13 protein-coding genes are annotated in these 15,695 nt (G+C 72.1%); 12 read left to right on the top strand and 1 reads right to left on the bottom strand.

What is annotated here, in order from left to right; all coding sequences use genetic code 11:
- Positions 1–72 precede the first annotated feature (72 nt).
- The 4 genes from ABTV91_RS02055 (at position 73) to bla (ending at position 4,807) form a co-directional block, all read left to right on the top strand.
- Positions 73–1,440, top strand: coding sequence for a DcaP family trimeric outer membrane transporter (locus tag ABTV91_RS02055; RefSeq protein WP_433854096.1), 1,368 nt, complete (start codon positions 73–75; stop codon positions 1,438–1,440).
- 147 nt (positions 1,441–1,587) lie between these two features.
- Positions 1,588–1,905: a DUF485 domain-containing protein gene (locus ABTV91_RS02050; protein WP_433852986.1), complete on the top strand. Its 318-nt coding sequence runs from the start codon at positions 1,588–1,590 to the stop codon at positions 1,903–1,905.
- On the top strand, positions 1,902–3,623 hold the full coding sequence (locus ABTV91_RS02045) for a cation acetate symporter (protein WP_433852985.1): 1,722 nt from the start codon (positions 1,902–1,904) through the stop codon (positions 3,621–3,623). The genes ABTV91_RS02050 and ABTV91_RS02045 overlap by 4 nt, the downstream gene beginning before the upstream one ends.
- A 137-nt stretch (positions 3,624–3,760) precedes the next feature.
- Positions 3,761–4,807 carry a class A beta-lactamase gene (gene bla, locus ABTV91_RS02040; protein WP_433852984.1) on the top strand — a complete coding sequence of 349 codons (1,047 nt, stop codon included), beginning with the start codon at positions 3,761–3,763 and terminating at the stop codon, positions 4,805–4,807.
- An 82-nt stretch (positions 4,808–4,889) separates the two neighbouring features.
- Here bla and ABTV91_RS02035 read toward each other — a convergent pair whose 3' ends face one another.
- Positions 4,890–5,645, bottom strand: coding sequence for a helix-turn-helix domain-containing protein (locus ABTV91_RS02035; RefSeq protein ID WP_433852983.1), 756 nt, complete (start codon positions 5,643–5,645; stop codon positions 4,890–4,892).
- A 162-nt stretch (positions 5,646–5,807) separates the two neighbouring features.
- Here ABTV91_RS02035 and ABTV91_RS02030 point away from each other — a divergent pair, with 162 nt between their 5' ends.
- From ABTV91_RS02030 to ABTV91_RS01995, 8 genes are all read left to right on the top strand, one after another.
- Positions 5,808–6,752, top strand: a complete 945-nt coding sequence (locus ABTV91_RS02030; protein ID WP_433852982.1) for a proline racemase family protein — start codon at positions 5,808–5,810, stop codon at positions 6,750–6,752.
- Positions 6,749–7,864, top strand: a complete 1,116-nt coding sequence (locus tag ABTV91_RS02025; RefSeq protein WP_433852981.1) for an NAD(P)/FAD-dependent oxidoreductase — start codon at positions 6,749–6,751, stop codon at positions 7,862–7,864. The genes ABTV91_RS02030 and ABTV91_RS02025 overlap by 4 nt, the downstream gene beginning before the upstream one ends.
- Positions 7,861–8,103: a (2Fe-2S)-binding protein gene (locus ABTV91_RS02020; protein WP_433852980.1), complete on the top strand. Its 243-nt coding sequence runs from the start codon at positions 7,861–7,863 to the stop codon at positions 8,101–8,103. The genes ABTV91_RS02025 and ABTV91_RS02020 overlap by 4 nt, the downstream gene beginning before the upstream one ends.
- Positions 8,100–9,404 (top strand): FAD-dependent oxidoreductase, encoded by a 1,305-nt coding sequence (locus ABTV91_RS02015; protein ID WP_433852979.1) that lies wholly within the window; start codon positions 8,100–8,102, stop codon positions 9,402–9,404. The genes ABTV91_RS02020 and ABTV91_RS02015 overlap by 4 nt, the downstream gene beginning before the upstream one ends.
- On the top strand, positions 9,401–10,303 hold the full coding sequence (locus ABTV91_RS02010) for a dihydrodipicolinate synthase family protein (RefSeq protein WP_433852978.1): 903 nt from the start codon (positions 9,401–9,403) through the stop codon (positions 10,301–10,303). The genes ABTV91_RS02015 and ABTV91_RS02010 overlap by 4 nt, the downstream gene beginning before the upstream one ends.
- Before the next feature lie 7 nt (positions 10,304–10,310).
- Entirely contained in the window at positions 10,311–11,897 is a 1,587-nt protein-coding gene (locus ABTV91_RS02005; RefSeq protein WP_433852977.1) for an aldehyde dehydrogenase family protein, read from the top strand.
- Positions 11,894–13,099, top strand: coding sequence for a M24 family metallopeptidase (locus ABTV91_RS02000; protein ID WP_433852976.1), 1,206 nt, complete (start codon positions 11,894–11,896; stop codon positions 13,097–13,099). The genes ABTV91_RS02005 and ABTV91_RS02000 overlap by 4 nt, the downstream gene beginning before the upstream one ends.
- Positions 13,100–13,272: 173 nt before the next feature.
- A complete protein-coding gene (locus ABTV91_RS01995) occupies positions 13,273–15,615 on the top strand; it encodes a DPP IV N-terminal domain-containing protein (RefSeq protein WP_433852975.1) in 2,343 nt (780 codons plus the stop codon).
- The last annotated feature ends 80 nt before the right edge of the window (positions 15,616–15,695 follow it).

The following is a 15,695-nucleotide window of genomic DNA, read 5'->3' as shown; positions in this document are numbered from 1 at the left end:
CGGAGAGAGGCAGACCCGATGAACAGACACGTGTTGAAACGAACGGGCAATGCGTTCCCCGCGACGGGGACGATGGTGCGCCGGCCTCTTGCCGCGGCGCTGTTCGTGGCGCTGCTGGCGCCGGGCATGGCGTGGGCCGGCACCGCGAAGGAAAAGGCGCTGGAAGCCCGCGTCGCCGAACTGGAGCGCCAGGTGCAGCTGTTGCTGTCCACCCAGCAGCAACAGCAGGGCGCCATCGCGCAGGCCCAGGGCGAGGTGCAGCAGGTGCGCGCCGTACAGGCGGCCGCCGCCGCCGCGCCGGCGGTGCCGGCCGGCAAGCAGCCGATCCAGGTGACCAGCATCACCCCGGGCGCCACGCCGGGCACCACCTTCAAGTTCGGCGGCTTCATCAAGGCCGACTTCCTCGCCACCCGCACCGGCGACGGCCAGCTGGCCGACGACGCCACCGGCCGCGCGCTGTACCTGCCGGGCCAGACCCCGGTGCACGGCGCCGGCGGTTCGGGCAAGGCCTCGGACGTGGACTACAACGCCCACGCCAAGTTCTCGCGCTTCAACCTCGGCGTGGACCACGTGGCCGAAAACGGCGACAAGGCCGGCGCCATGGTCGAGATGGACTTCTTCGGCAACGCGCTGGGCAACCAGACCGCGACCAACACCTACGGCGTCACCCTGCGCCACGCCTACATGTACTGGAACAACTGGCTGGCCGGCCAGACCTGGTCCAACTTCATGGACGTGGCCTCCATCCCCGAGGCGGTGGATTTCGTCGGCCCGACCGACGGCGTGATCTTCGTGCGCCAGGCGCAGGTGCGCTACACCCAGGGCGGTTTCAGCGCCTCGCTGGAAAACCCGGAAACCACGCTGATCGGCGCCGCCAACTCCGACCGCGGCTCGCTGCCCGACCTGACCGTGCGCTACGGCTGGAAGGGCGACTGGGGCACCTTCGGCGTGGCCGGCCTGCTGCGCCAGCTGAAGGTGGACAACCAGGCCACCGGCGCGCACGGCACCGCCACCGGCGGCGGCGTCACCCTGGGCGGCAAGTGGGCGATGGGCGGCAGCGACTCGCTGCACTACCAGCTCACCGGCGGCCAGGGCATTTCCCGCTACATCGGCCTTGGCATCACCGGCGACAGCGCCTGGGACGCGGTGCGCGACGAGCTCGACCCGACCGGCGTGATCGCCGGCTACGTCGGCTGGCGCCACGCCTTCACCCCGAAACTGCGCACCAACCTGATCTACGCGCGCAGCGACTACGACAACGACGCCGTCGCCGGCCCGCTGGTGACCAGGAGCGTGCAGTCGATCCGCGGCAACGTGTTCTACACGCCGATGCCCAAGGTCGATGTCGGCGCCGAGCTGATGTACGGCGTGCGCGAGATCGAGGACGGCCGCAAGGGCGACATCAGCCGCGTGCAGTTCACCACCAAGTACAGCTTCTGAGGTCCCCGGCACCGGCGCCACGACGGCGCCGGCGCCATCGCGGCAAAGGCAGTACGCAGCATCTCCCTGCCCCCACGGGGAGCACTCATGCCCGCGCCGGCGCGCACCGCACGCCTGCGTCCGTATTCCCGAATCTGGAGAATCCCGATGAATGCTTCCGTCGATCCCCGTGTTGAGCGGATCGCCTCCCACCCGGCGTACCAGCGGCTGCGGCGCATGCGCAACCGCCTGGGCTGGTTCCTGACCGTGCTGATGCTGCTGGGCTACTACGGTTACATCGGCCTGATCGCCTTCGACAAGGCGTTCCTGGCCCAGCCCGTCGCCGAAGGCCGCATCACCACCATCGGCATCCCGATCGCGCTGGGCCTGATGGTGTTCACCATCGCCATCACCGGCATCTACGTGCGCCGCGCCAACAAGGAATTCGACCAGCTCACCCACCAGATCGTGGAGGACGCGCAATGACCCGACCGTTCCTGCGCCCGGCCGCGCTCCTCGCCCTGCTGGCCGCCAGCGGCGCGGCCCTGGCCGCCGGCGGCGACATCGGCCAGACCGTGCGCCAGCCCACCAACTGGACGGCGATCGTGATGTTCGCCGCGTTCGTGCTCGCCACCCTGGGCATCACCAAGTGGGCCGCCGCGCGCACCCGCTCGGCGTCGGACTTCTACACCGCCGGCGGCGGCATCACCGGCTTCCAGAACGGCCTGGCGATCGCCGGCGACTACATGTCGGCGGCCTCGTTCCTGGGCATCACCGCGGCGGTGATGGCCAACGGCTACGACGGCCTGATCTACGCCATCGGCTTCCTGGTCGGCTGGCCGATCCTGACCTTCCTGATGGCCGAGCGCCTGCGCAACCTCGGCCGCTTCACCTTCGCCGACGTGGCCGGCTACCGCTTCGCGCAGAAGCCGATCCGCCTGTTCGCCGCCTCCGGCACGCTGGTGGTGGTGCTGTTCTACCTGATCGCGCAGATGGTCGGTGCCGGCGCGCTGATCAAGCTGCTGTTCGGCCTGGACTACTGGATCGCGGTGGTGCTGGTCGGCGTGCTGATGATGGTCTACGTGCTGTTCGGCGGCATGACCGCCACCACCTGGGTGCAGATCATCAAGGCCTGCCTGTTGCTGTTCGGCGTGACCTTCATGGCGCTGATGGTGATGTGGAAGTTCGGCTTCAGCTTCGAGAAGCTGTTCTCCACCGCGGTGCAGGTCAAGACGCAGATCGCGGCCAACGGCGGCAAGAGCGCCGGCGAGGCGGCGGCCGCGGGCCTGTCGATCATGGGACCGGGCGGCTTCGTCAAGGACCCGATCTCGGCGATCTCCTTCGGCATGGCGCTGATGTTCGGCACCGCCGGCCTGCCGCACATCCTGATGCGCTTCTTCACCGTTCCCGACGCCAAGCAGGCGCGCAAGTCGGTGTTCTGGGCCACCACCTGGATCGGCTACTTCTACATCCTGATCTTCATCATCGGCTTCGGCGCCATCGCCCTGGTGCTGACCAACCCCGAGTACGCGGACCCGGTCACCGGCACCATCCAGGGCGGGCCGAACATGGCCGCGGTGCTGGTCGGCAAGGCGGTGGGCGGCAACATCTTCATGGGCTTCATCTCGGCGGTGGCCTTCGCCACGATCCTGGCGGTGGTCGCCGGCCTCACCCTGTCCGGTGCCTCGGCGGTGTCGCACGACCTGTACGCCACGGTGATCAAGAAGGGCAATCCGCCGGCGGGCTCGGAACTGCGCGTGTCGCGCGCCACCACCCTGGTGCTGGGCGTGGTCGCGGTGCTGCTGGGCATCGCCTTCGAGAAGCAGAACGTGGCCTTCATGGTGTCGCTGGCCTTCGCCATCGCCGCCTCGGCCAACTTCCCGGTGCTGATCCTGTCGCTGCTGTGGAAGGACTGCACCACCCGCGGCGCGGTGATCGGCGGCTTCCTCGGCCTGGCCTCGTCGCTTGTGCTGACCCTGCTGTCGCCGTCGGTGTGGGTGGACACGCTGGGTAACCCGGCCGGCAGCGCGCCGTTCCCGTACACCAGCCCGGCGCTGTTCTCGATGACCATCGCCTTCGCCGGCATCTGGCTGTTCTCGGTGCTGGACAACAGCGTGCGCGCCAGGGCCGAGCGTGCGGCCTACCCGGCGCAGCAGGTGCGCGCCGAGACCGGCATCGGCGCGAGCAGGGCCGCCGAGCACTGAGCGCGGCGTGAGCGGAAAGGAGCGGAGGCCGCCCGGCGACGGGCGGCCTCCGTCGTTTGCGGATCGCCGCGCGGTCCGGCCATGCCGTTACCATGCCGGTCGCACCTTCGCATCGTTCCGCCGCAAGAGGATCTTCCATGACCGTCCGTGCCCGCCGTTCCCCGCATCACCGCCCGCGTGCCGCCCTGCTGGCCTCCGTCCTGCTGCTGGGCGGCCTGTGCGCCACGCCGTCGCCGGCCCTGGCGCGGCAGGCACAGGCGCCAGCGCCCGCGGTCGCGCTGCAGGCCGAGGCCGAGCGCCTGGCGGCGCTGCTGCCGGGCGAAGTGGGCGCGGCGCTGGTGCACCTGGAAAGCGGCCGCGCGGTCTACGTCAACGGCGACCGCGCGTTCCCGATGGCCAGCACCATGAAGGTGCCGGTAGCGGTGCACATCCTCAAGCTGGTGGACGAGGGCAAGCTGGGCCTGCAGCAGCAGGTGCTGCTGGGGCCGGACGACATCTACCCGGACATGGGCGGCCCGATGGACACCCACCTGAGCGCCGGTTCGGCCATCACCCTCCGCGACCTGCTGCACATGATGGTCACGGTCAGCGACAACAACGCCACCGACATCCTGATCCGCACCGGCGGCGGCACCGCGGCGGTGCAGCAGCGCATGCGCGCGCTGGGCGTGGATGGCCTGCGCGTGGACCGCTACATCTGGGAACTGCTGGCCAACTACTACGGCGACGCCGCCTCGCAGGCGCGGCCGCTCGGACCGGCCGCGTACGGCGAACTGTCGCGCAGCGAACGCAGCGAGACGCAGCGGCGCACCAACATGGACGCCTGGAACGTCGACCCGCGCGACACCAGCAGCGCCCGCGCCATGGCGCAGCTGCTGCAGCGCACCTGGAAGGGCGAGATCCTGTCGCCGGAATCGACCCGCGTGCTGCAGCAGATCATGCTCGACACCCGCACCGGCGGCGCGCGGCTGCGCGGCATGCTGCCCAGCGGCACGCCGGTGGCGCACAAGACCGGCACGGTGGGCGATGTGATCAACGACGTCGGCGTGATCGAACTGCCGAACGGGCGCGGCCACGTCGTGGCCGCGGTGTTCATCCGCTCGCGCGCCTCCACCGAAGCGCGCGATGCCGCCATCGCCCAGCTGGCGCGCGCCGCGCACGACTACTACCTGTTCGTGCCCTGAGGGCTGAGACGGCGGCAGGGCCGGGCTCCCGTCGGCCGACGCGGTACGCAGGCAGGAAGGTGACCCTGGCCCCGGCTTTCCGCTAGCCGGGCCGGCGCGCCGGCTCGGCCGCGTCGGCCGGCTCGCCGCCGTCGAACACGTCTTCCAGGTTGCGGTACTCGCTGGGCGTCATGCCGACGGTGGCCTTGAACTGGCGCGCGAACGCGCTCTGGTCGCTGAAGCCGCAGCGCTGGCCGATGCCGGCGATGCTGCCGGCTTCGCGCAGCAGGCGCATGGCCATCTCGATGCGCAGCTTGATCAGGTACTGCTGCGGGGTGAGCTGGAACACGTGGCGGAAATGCCGTTCCAGCTGCGCCAGCGACATGCCGGCCAGTTCGGCCAGCTGCGGCGCGCGCAGGTTGGATTCGAAATGTTCCTGCATGTGCGCCACCACCCGGTCGAGCTGGGCGAAGGCCGAGTGGCGGCTGTTGGGCCGGCCCAGATCGCGCGAAACGCCCATCAGTCCGCTGATTTCGCCGTCGCGGAACAGCGGGCGCTTCAGGGTCAGGCACCAGCCGGGGCGGCGGTTCGGATACAGGTGCACTTCCAGGCGGTCGGCGATGGGATCGCCGGCCAGCACCTGCCGGTCCTGCAGCAGGTAGCGGTTGCCCAGCGGCGGCGGGAACACCTCCAGCGGCGAACGGCCGATGACGTCGCCGCGCTTCCTGCGGCCCAGCCGCTGCACCAGGGTGAGGTTGCAGTGCGTGTAGCGTCCTTCGCGGTCCTTCACGAAGAACACGGTGTCCGGCAGCGCATCGAACAGCTGCTGCACTTCGCTTGAGGAATGCTGTGCGTCCATGGGCGTCGTCTTCCCGTTGGCGGTCGTCGGCGTGGCGTGCGGCCGATGCTAGCGCATGCTTCCGCGCCGTGGCGCGGCGTTTGCGGGGTTGTGCCGAATTCCGCACGAGGGTGCCGAAAGCACTGCTATTCGGCCCTGTGGCGGCGGTGGGAGCATGTCCGCATGCACCGCATAGACATCATCGATTCGCATACCGCCGGCGAACCCACCCGGGTCGTGCTCGGCGGCTTTCCCGACCTTGGCGGCGGCAGCCTGCAGCAGCGGCGCGAGCGCCTGGTGCGCGATTTCGACCACTGGCGCGCGGCGCTGGCCTGCGAACCGCGCGGTTCGGACACGATGGTGGGCGCGCTGCTGCTGCCGCCGGAAGATCCATCGGCGTGCACCGGGGTGATCTTCTTCAACAACGTCGGCTGCCTGGGCATGTGCGGCCACGGCACCATCGGCGTGGTGCGCACGCTGGCCGAGCTGGGCCGCCTCCAGCCGGGCCGGCACCGCATCGAGACGCCGGTGGGCATGGTCGGCGTGGAGCTGTTCGACGACGGCCGCGTGGCGGTGGACAACGTCGAAAGCTGGCGCCACCTGCACGATGTGGCGGTGGACGTGCCCGGCCACGGCGTGGTGCGCGGCGACGTGGCCTGGGGCGGCAACTGGTTCTTCATCACCGCGCAGGCGCCGTGCGCGCTGACCCTGGCCAACCAGCGCGAGCTGACCGCCTACACCGAGGCGATCCGCCTGGCACTGGAACGCGACGGCATCGCCGGCGCCGATGGCGCCATCGATCATATCGAGGTCAATGCGAGCGCACCGGACGGCAGCGGCACCGCGCGCAACTTCGTGCTGTGCCCGGGCCTGGCCTACGACCGTTCGCCCTGCGGCACCGGCACCAGTGCCAAGCTGGCCTGCCTGGCCGCCGACGGCAAGCTGGCCGAAGGCGCGAACTGGGTGCAGCAGGGCATCCTCGGCAGCGCGTTCGAGGCCTCGTACCGGCGGGGCGCGCGCGGCATCCTGCCGCGCATCGTCGGCCAGGCCTGGATCACCGCGCGCGCGACCCTGCTGATCGATGAAGCCGATCCGTTCGCCTGGGGCATCGGCAGCCAGGCGTCGTGAGCGGAGTCAGCCGCCACGATCTGATCGTCATCGGCGCCGGCATCGTCGGTGCCGCCTGCGCCGAAGCCGCGGTCGCCGCGGGGCTGCGCGTGGCGGTGGTCGAAAGCGGCGCCATCGGCGGCGGCGCCAGCGCCGCGGCGATGGGCCACCTGGTGGCGATGGATGGCGACCCGCACGAACTGGCGCTGTGCGTGTATTCGCTGCGGCTGTGGCGGCGCTGGGCATCGTGGCCGGAGAGCGAGCACCAGCGCTGCGGCACGCTGTGGGTGGCACGCGAGGATGCGGAAATGGAAGGCGTCGCCGCGCGCGTCGAAACACTGGCGGCGATGGGCGTGCGCGCCGAGGCGCTCGACGCGCGCGGCGTGCAGGCGCTGGAACCCGCGCTCGCCGCCGGCATGAAGGGCGGCATGCGCGTGGCCGACGACGCGGTGGTGTATCCGCCGCGCGTGGCCTGGCGCCTGATCGAAGCGGCCCGCGGCGCCGGTGCGCAGCTGTTCGCCGGGCGCGCCGAATGCCTGGTCGACGGTGGCGTGCGCCTGGCCGACGGCCGCGAGCTGCGGGGGCCGGTGCTGGTGGCCACCGGCGTGGCCGTGCCGGAACTGCTGCCGGAACTGCCGATGCGCGCGCGCAAGGGCCAGCTGGTGATCACCGAACGCCATCCGCCGCTGCTGCGCCACCAGCTGATCGAAATGGGTTACGCCGCCGCCGCGCATGGCGCGGACGCGGCCAGCGTGTCGTTCAACGTGCAGCCGCGGCCCAACGGCCAGCTGCTGATCGGTTCCTCGCGCGAGTACGACGCCACCGGCACGGACATCTCGCTGCCGCTGCTGCGGCGCATGCTGCAGCGGGCCATCGCCTTCGTGCCGGCGCTGCGCGAGGCGCGCGCGCTGCGCAGCTGGTGCGGTTTCCGCCCGGCCACCGCCGATGGCCTGCCGTACCTCGGCCCGGTGCCGGGCCGCCGCGACGTATGGGTGGCCGCCGGCCACGAGGGCCTGGGCATCACCGCGGCGCCGGGCAGCGCGCGGCTGGTGATCGACGCCCTGCTCGGGCGCGCGCCGGCCCTGCCGCTGGCGCCCTACCTGCCGGAACGCGCGATGCGGGGCAACGCATGAACACCATCGTGCTGAGCGTGGATGGCATGCCGGTGGAAGTGCCCGACGGCGCCAGCGTGGCGGCCGCGGTCGCGCACCGCGGGCCGGTGTTCCGGCGTTCGGCCAGCGGCCAACCGCGCGCGCCGCTGTGCGGCATGGGCGTGTGTTTCGAGTGCCGGGTGCGCGTCGACGGCGTGGCGGGCCTGCGCGCCTGCATGCTGCTGGCGCGCGCGGGCATGCGCGTGGAGACGCAGCCATGAAGCGGCGGCGTTTCGACCTGCTGGTGGTGGGCGCGGGGCCGGCCGGCCTGGCCGCCGCGCATGCCGCTGCCCGGCGCGGGGCCAAGGTCGGGCTGGTGGACGCGCAACCGCGCGCCGGCGGCCAGGTCTGGCGTCACGACCTGCGCTTCGGTGCGCCGGCGGCGGCGCGCGCGCAGATCGACGCGCTCGGCGCGGCCGGCATCGAATGGCTGGCCGGTCATGACGTGGTCCTGGCCGACGACCACGCCGTGGTCGCCGCCCATGCCGACGGTGCGGTGGCGCTGCACTGGCGCAAGCTGGTGATCGCCACCGGCGCGCGCGAACTGATGCTGCCGTTTCCCGGCTGGACCCTGCCCGGCGTGACCGGCGCCGGCGGGCTGCAGGCGCTGGCCAAGCAGGGCTGGCCGCTGGCCGGCAAACGCGTGGTCGTGGCCGGCACTGGTCCACTGCTGCTGGCGGCGGCCGCGACGCTGCGCCGCCACGGCGCGCGCGTACTTGGCATCCACGAGCAGGTGGGCAGGGACGTGCTGCACGCCTTCGCGCGCCGGCTGTGGCGCTGGCCGGCGCGGCTGGCGCAGGCGGTGGAACTGCGCGCGCGCCTGGCCGGCGTGCCGTGGCATGCCGGCAGCGTGGTGCTGGCCGCGCAGGGCGACGACACGCTGCGCGCGGTCGAAGTGGATCGCGGCAACGGCCGCGAATGGATCGAATGCGACCAGCTGGCGGTCGGCTGGGGACTGGTGCCGAACGTCGAGCTGGCGCGCCTGCTGGGCTGCGAGCTGTACACCGCGTCCGCGCATCCGGTGGTGCGCGCGGACGCGCGCCTGCGCAGCAGCCATGCCGACATCCACGCCGCCGGCGAGGCGCTCGGTATCGGCGGACGCGACTGCGCGCGCATCGAAGGCGCGATGGCGGCCTGCTTCGCGCTCGGCGACGAACGCGGCGGCGAAGCGCTGCGCGCGCGCCGCGACCGCGAGCGCGCCTACGCGGCCCTGCTGCACGCGCACTTCGCACCCGCTGCCGATGCCCATGCGCTGGCGACCGCCGACACCCTGGTATGCCGCTGCGAGGACGTGCCGATGTCCGCCGTGCGCGCGCACGCCGACCTGCGCCAGCTGCGGCTGGTCACGCGCTGCGGCATGGGCGCCTGCCAGGGCCGCATCTGCGGCGCCGCGCTGCGCGAACTGCGGCTGGCCTCGCCGTCCCTTTCCCCCACCGCCGTGCGGCCGCCGCTGACCCCGGTCGCGCTGGCCGCACTGGCCGATGTTCCTTCCGACGAACCCGAACAAGGTAAAGACCCATGAGCAATGCAGGTTTCTGGCGCGGCGTGCTGCCGGCCATCACCACGCCCTTCACCGCCAGCGGCGAGGTCGACCACGCCTTCCTGGCCGAACATGCCAGGCGCATGCTCGCCGCCGGCTGCAGCGGCATCGTGCCGCTGGGCTCGCTGGGCGAGAGCGCCACGCTCACCTTCGAGGAGAAGATCGCCATCGTGCGCACCCTGGTCGCGGCCGTGGAAGGGCGCGTGCCGGTGGTGGCGGGCATCGCCGCGCTGTCCACCGCCGAGGGCGTGGCGCTGGCGCAGGCGGTGAAGGCCGCCGGCGCCGGCGGGGTGATGGTGCTGCCGCCGTACGTGTATTCCAGCGACGCGCGCGAAATGGGCGCCTACATCCGCGCCATCCTCGCCGCCACCGACCTGCCGGCGCTGCTCTACAACAACCCCATCGCCTACCGCACCGACTTCAGCCCGGCGCAGATCGCGCAGTTCGCGGCGGAATTCCCGCACGTGCAGGCGGTCAAGGAATCTTCCGGCGACGTACGCCGCCTGGCCGCGATCCGCGAGCTGATCGGCGACCGCCTGGTGCTGCTGGTCGGCGTGGACGACCTGATCGTGGAAGGCATCGCGATGGGCGCCGAAGGCTGGATCGCCGGCACCGTCAACGCCTTCCCGGAAGAAGCGGTGCAGCTGTTCGAGCAGGCGCGCAGCGGCGGCTACGCGGCCGCGCGCGAACTGTACGAATGGTCGCTGCCGCTGCTGCGCATGGACACGGTTCCCAAGTTCGTGCAGCTGATCAAGCTGATGCAGGAGCGCGTCGGCCTGGGCAGCGAGCGCGTGCGCGGGCCGCGGCTGGTGGTGGAAGGCGCCGAGCGCGAACAGGCGCTGGCGCTGATCGACCACGCCATCGCCACCCGGAAGCGCTGAGGTGGACATGCTCGCGCCCGTGCTCATCGCCGGCCGCTGGCAGAACGCGCGGGACTGCACCGGCAGCTTCCGCGCGTTCGATCCGGCCAGCGGCCAGGCCATCGGGCCGGCGTTCCCGCGCAGCGGCGCGGCCGACGTGGAACAGGCGCTGGCCGCGGCCAGCGCCGCCGCGCCGCTGCTGGCCGCCACCGACCCGGAACGCATCGCCGCCTTCCTCGACGCCTACGCCGACGCGCTGGAAGCCGACGCCGAAACGCTGGTGCAGCTGGCGCAGGCGGAAACCGCGCTGCCGGCCTCGCCGCGGCTGCGCGGCAATGAACTGCCGCGCACCTGCAGCCAGCTGCGCCAGGCCGCCGCCGCTGCGCGCGGGCGCAGCTGGACGCGGCCGGTGATCGACACTGCCGCCGGCCTGCGCTCGCAGCACGCGCCGCTGGGCAGGCCGGTGCTGGTGTTCGGGCCGAACAACTTCCCGTTCGCCTTCAATGCCGTGTCCGGCGGCGACTTCGCCGCGGCCATCGCCGCGCGCAATCCGGTGATCGCCAAGGCCCATCCCGCGCACCCGGCCACCAGCCAGCGCCTGGCCGGCCATGCGCAGCGCGCCGCCGACGCCGTCGGCCTGCCGCCGGCCACGGTGCAGCTGCTGTACGACGTCGAACCGGCGCTGGGCCTGGCCCTGGCCGGCGATGCGCGGCTGGGCGCGGTCGCCTTCACCGGCAGCCGCGCCGCCGGGCTGGCCCTGAAGCAGGCCGCCGATGGCGCCGGCATTCCCTTCTTCGGCGAGCTGTCCAGCCTCAACCCGGTATTCCTGCTGCCCGGCGCGCTGGCCGAACGCGGGCCGGCCCTGGCCGAGGAGTTCAGCGGCTCGTGCCTGCTCGGCAGCGGCCAGTTCTGCACCAACCCGGGGCTGGTGATCGTGCCGGACGGCGAGGCCGGCGATGCCTTCGTCGCCGCGGCGCAGGCGCGTTTCGCCGCCACCGCGCCGCTGCTGCTGCTGTCGCGCGGCGTGCTGGCCTCGCTGCGGCATGCGATCGCGGGGCTGCGCGAAGCGGGTGCGCAGCTGCTGTGCGGCGGTGAGGCGGGCGAGGTGGGCTTCCGCCATGCGCCAACGTTGCTGACGGTACGCGCGGAGCAGTTCCTCGCCGATCCGAGGCGTTTCCAGTCCGAGGCCTTCGGCCCCTGCAGCCTGCTGGTGCGCGCGGCTGAAACCGCGCAGATGCAGGCCATCGCCGCGACCCTGGAAGGCCAGCTCACCGCCACGCTGTACCGCGCCGCCGATGGCCGCGACGATGCCGTGTGGGCGCCGCTGGCCGCCGCGCTGCGGCCGCGCGTGGGCCGGTTGATCGCCGACCGCATGCCCACCGGCGTGCTGGTCAGCCCGGCGCAGCAGCACGGCGGCCCGTTCCCGGCATCGACCCAGCCCGGGTTCACCGCGGTCGGCCTGCCGGCGGCGATCCTGCGTTTCACCGCGCTGCAGGCATACGACAATGTGCCCGATGCGCTGCTGCCGCCGGAACTGCGCGACCGCAATCCGGGCGGCCTGCCGCGCTGGATCGACCAGCACTGCACCACCGCGGATATCGGAGCCACCCCATGAATGCACAGATCGGACACCTCACCCTGGAACAGGCGCGCGCGCAGCTGGCGCCGTGGCCGCACCATGCCGCGCCCATCAGCGATGCCGAACACGCGCAGCGGCTGGAACGCGCGCGCGGGCTGATGCGCGCGCAGGGCGTGGACGCACTGCTGGTCACCGCCGGCACTTCGCTGCGCTGGTTCGCCGGCGTGCCGTGGGGCGGCAGCGAGCGGCTGGTGGCAATGCTGCTCACGCTGGAAGGCGAGCCGCTGCTGGTCTGCCCGGTGTTCGAGGAAGGCTCGCTGGATGCGGTGCTGCGCATCCCCGCCGGCAAGCGCCTGTGGGAAGAACACGAGGACCCGCATGCATTGGTGGCCCAGGCCATGGCCGAACGCGGCGCGCGCACGCTGGCGCTGGACCCGGAAGCGCCGTACCGCGTGCAGGTGGGCCTGGCCACGCACCTGGGTGCCACGGCGATCACCTCGGCCGCGGCGATCATCGACGGTTGCCGCATGTGCAAGTCGCCGGCCGAACTGGCGCTGATGCAGCAGGCCTGCGACATGACCCTGCAGGTGCAGCGGCTGGCCGCCGGCATCGCCCGCGAGGGCATCGGCACCGACGAACTGGTGCGCTTCATCGACGAGGCGCACCGCGCGCTCGGCGCCGATGGCGGCTCGACCTTCTGCATCGTGCAGTTCGGCCACGCCACCGCGTTCCCGCACGGCATTCCCGGCGTGCAGCACCTGCGCCGCGGCGAACTGGTGCTGATCGACACCGGCTGCAGCGTGCAGGGCTACAACTCCGACGTCACCCGCACCTGGATCTTCGGCGAGGCCGATGCCGAACAGCGGCGCATCTGGGAGCTGGAACGCGCCGCGCAGCAGGCCGCGTTCGACGCGGTCCGCCCCGGCGTGAGCTGCGAGGCGGTGGACCAGGCCGCGCGCGACGTGCTGGAAGCGGCCGGGCTCGGGCCGGACTACCGCCTGCCCGGCCTGCCGCACCGCACCGGCCACGGCTGCGGGCTGGCGATCCACGAGGCGCCGTACCTGGTGCGCGGCAACCGCCTGCCGCTGGCGCCGGGCATGTGCTGCAGCAACGAGCCGATGATCGTGGTGCCGGGCCGGTTCGGCGTGCGCCTGGAGGACCACTTCCATGTCACCGCCGATGGCGCGCAGTGGTTCACGCCGCCGTCGGTGGCCATCGACCAGCCGTTCGCCGATTGACGCCAGGGAAAAGCCCCGCTCCTCCGGGTGTGCGGTTGCGCGCACACGGCGCTGGCGTGGGCAGGGCGAAGCGCCTGCATGACACCGCAGCGCCTTGCCGCACCCTCATCCGCCCTTCGGGCACCTTCTCCCGAAGGGAGAGGGACAAAGCGGGACACCAGAGGAAACGACGCATGCTCCATTCCGCAGACCTTTGCCGCCACGCCTTCGCCTGCCTGCTGGCGCTGTCCTGCGCCGCCATGCCGGCATTGGCCCGGTCCTCCACCGTCGTTGCGCCTGATGCGCCCGACGAGGCCGCCTGGCGCCGCTCGCTGCAGCTGCGCGAGCAGTGGATGTACCTGACCACCGGCCTGGCCGGTCCGGCCACCTGGATCGACGGCGAGCGCTACCGCTACCGGCGCACCGCGCCGGGCGGTTTCGAGTTCGTGGTGCGCAGGGTGGGGCAGGCGCAGGCCGAGGCCGCGTTCGACCCCGCGCGGCTGGCCACCGCGCTGTCGCCGCTGCTCGGCCGCGCGCTGGACGGCCGGCGCCTGCCGTTCGCCGACTACGAGATGGACAAGGACGGCGCGGCGCTGCGCGCCTGGGTGGACAGCGGCTGGGTGCGCTGCGAACTGGGCGGCGAATACCGCTGCGCGCGCTGGAACGAACCCGGGCCGTCGCCGCGGCCGCGAGGCTGGGGCGTGGTGCGCGATCTTTCGGTGGCGGCCGACGACACGCCACGGCGTTCGCCGGACGGCCGCATGGAGGCCTTCGTTCGCGATGGCAGCGTGCTGCTGCGCACGCTGGCCGATGGCAGCAGCAAGGTGCTGGCGCGTGACGGCGCCGACAACGATTTCTACGACCCGGAAAGCATCGCCTGGTCGCCCGATTCCAGCCGCTTCATGGTGCTGCGGGTAAAGCCCGGCGACGCGCGCCGGGTGACGCGGGTGGAGACTTCGCCGCGCGACCAGGTGCAGCCGCGCGTGCGCACCCAGCTGTATCCCAAGCCCGGCGACGCGGTCGACATCGACCGTCCGGTGATCTTCGAGGTCGCCAGCGGCCGCCGCATCGACGTGCCGACCACGCTGTTCCCCAACCCCTACGAAATCAGCGCGCCGCAGTTCCGCGCCGATGGCCGCACCCTGGCGTTCCGCTACACCGAACGCGGTTTCCAGCGCGTGCGCCTGATCGAGGTGGATGCGCACACCGGCGCCGCGCGCAGCGTGGTGGAGGAACGCAGCGATACCTTCGTCAACAGCTGGTGGCACCGCGCCGACTTCCACGATGTGGGCGGGCGCGGCGAGCGCATCGTGTGGATGTCCGAGCGCGACGGCTGGAACCACCTGTACATGGTCGACGGCCGCAGCGGCCGCCTGCGCCAGCTCACCCACGGGCCGTGGGTGGTGCGGCAGATCGTCAAGGTGGACGAGCAGCGCGGCCAGATCTGGTTCGCCGCCAACGGCCGCGAGCCGGGCGATCCGTACCTGCAGCACTTCTACCGCGTCGATTTCGACGGCGGCAACCTGCGCCACATGACCCCGGGCGATGGCTGGCACGAATTGAGCCTGTCGCCGGACATGAACCACTACGTCGATACGTATTCGCGGCTGGACCGGCCCAACGTCACCGAACTGCGCGACGCGCGCGACGGCCGCTTGCTGGACACGCTCGAGCGTGGCGATGCCAGCGCGCTGTTCGCCGCCGGCTACAGACCGCCGGAAACCTTCACCGCGCCGGGCCGCGACGGCAGCACGCCGATCTGGGGCCTGGTCGTGCGGCCCACGCACTACGATCCGTCGCGCCGCTACCCGGTGATCGAGAGCATCTACGCCGGCCCGCACGATTCGCACGTGCAGAAGAAGTTCTGGCCGTTCGACAACCAGTCCAGCAACGAGCGCCTGATCGGCGCGCAGGCGCTGGCCGACCTGGGCTTCATCGTCGTGCAGATCGACGGCATGGGCACGATGAACCGCTCCAAGGCCTTCCACGACGTGGCCTGGAAGAACCTGGGCGACGCTGGTTTCCCCGACCGCATCGCCTGGCACCGGGCGATGGCCGCGCGCGATCCCTCCTACGACATCAGCGGCGGCGTGGGCATCTACGGCGCCTCGGCCGGCGGCCAGAACGCGCTCAACGCGCTGCAGTTCCACCCGGACTTCTACACCGTGGCGGTGGCCTACAACGGCTGCTACGACAACCGCATGGACAAGCTCAGCTGGAACGAGCAGTGGATGGGCTGGCCGGTGGACGACAGCTACGCGCGCGCCTCCGGCGTGGACAACGCGCACCGGCTGCGCGGCCAGCTGCTGCTGATCGTCGGCGAGCAGGACGAGAACGTGGACCCGGCCTCGACCTACCAGGTGGCCGACGCGCTGATCCGCGCCGGCAAGGACTTCGACCTGCTCACCGTGCCCGGCACCGGCCACGGCGTGGGCCGCTCGCAGGAGCCGGTCGACTACATCCAGCGCCGCAAGTTCGACTTCTTCGTGCGCCACCTGCTGAAACAGTCGACGCCGGACTGGAACGCCCGCGACTGAGCGGGGCCGTTCCCGCCCGGCGGGAGTCACCACGACTCGGCAGGGCCTGAGGCCCCTGCCCCGGGGAGCGCAGGACAGCT

It is taken from the genome of Stenotrophomonas nitritireducens, from assembly GCF_050984405.1.
GTDB lineage: Bacteria > Pseudomonadota > Gammaproteobacteria > Xanthomonadales > Xanthomonadaceae > Stenotrophomonas > Stenotrophomonas nitritireducens_B.
The sequence above is the reverse complement of the archived record's forward strand: the minus strand, read 5'-3'. Positions and strand labels throughout refer to the sequence as shown.

Bases quoted from the DNA above. Each gene is read 5' to 3' on its own strand.
- ABTV91_RS02055 (WP_433854096.1), top strand. From the start codon at position 73: ATGGTGCGCCGGCCTCTTGCCGCGGCGCTGTTCGTGGCGCTGCTGGCG.
- ABTV91_RS02050 (WP_433852986.1), top strand. From the start codon at position 1,588: ATGAATGCTTCCGTCGATCCCCGTGTTGAGCGGATCGCCTCCCACCCG.
- ABTV91_RS02045 (WP_433852985.1), top strand. From the start codon at position 1,902: ATGACCCGACCGTTCCTGCGCCCGGCCGCGCTCCTCGCCCTGCTGGCC.
- bla (WP_433852984.1), top strand. From the start codon at position 3,761: ATGACCGTCCGTGCCCGCCGTTCCCCGCATCACCGCCCGCGTGCCGCC.
- ABTV91_RS02035 (WP_433852983.1), bottom strand. From the start codon at position 5,645: ATGGACGCACAGCATTCCTCAAGCGAAGTGCAGCAGCTGTTCGATGCG.
- ABTV91_RS02030 (WP_433852982.1), top strand. From the start codon at position 5,808: ATGCACCGCATAGACATCATCGATTCGCATACCGCCGGCGAACCCACC.
- ABTV91_RS02020 (WP_433852980.1), top strand. From the start codon at position 7,861: ATGAACACCATCGTGCTGAGCGTGGATGGCATGCCGGTGGAAGTGCCC.
- ABTV91_RS02015 (WP_433852979.1), top strand. From the start codon at position 8,100: ATGAAGCGGCGGCGTTTCGACCTGCTGGTGGTGGGCGCGGGGCCGGCC.
- ABTV91_RS02010 (WP_433852978.1), top strand. From the start codon at position 9,401: ATGAGCAATGCAGGTTTCTGGCGCGGCGTGCTGCCGGCCATCACCACG.
- ABTV91_RS02005 (WP_433852977.1), top strand. From the start codon at position 10,311: ATGCTCGCGCCCGTGCTCATCGCCGGCCGCTGGCAGAACGCGCGGGAC.
- ABTV91_RS02000 (WP_433852976.1), top strand. From the start codon at position 11,894: ATGAATGCACAGATCGGACACCTCACCCTGGAACAGGCGCGCGCGCAG.
- ABTV91_RS01995 (WP_433852975.1), top strand. From the start codon at position 13,273: ATGCTCCATTCCGCAGACCTTTGCCGCCACGCCTTCGCCTGCCTGCTG.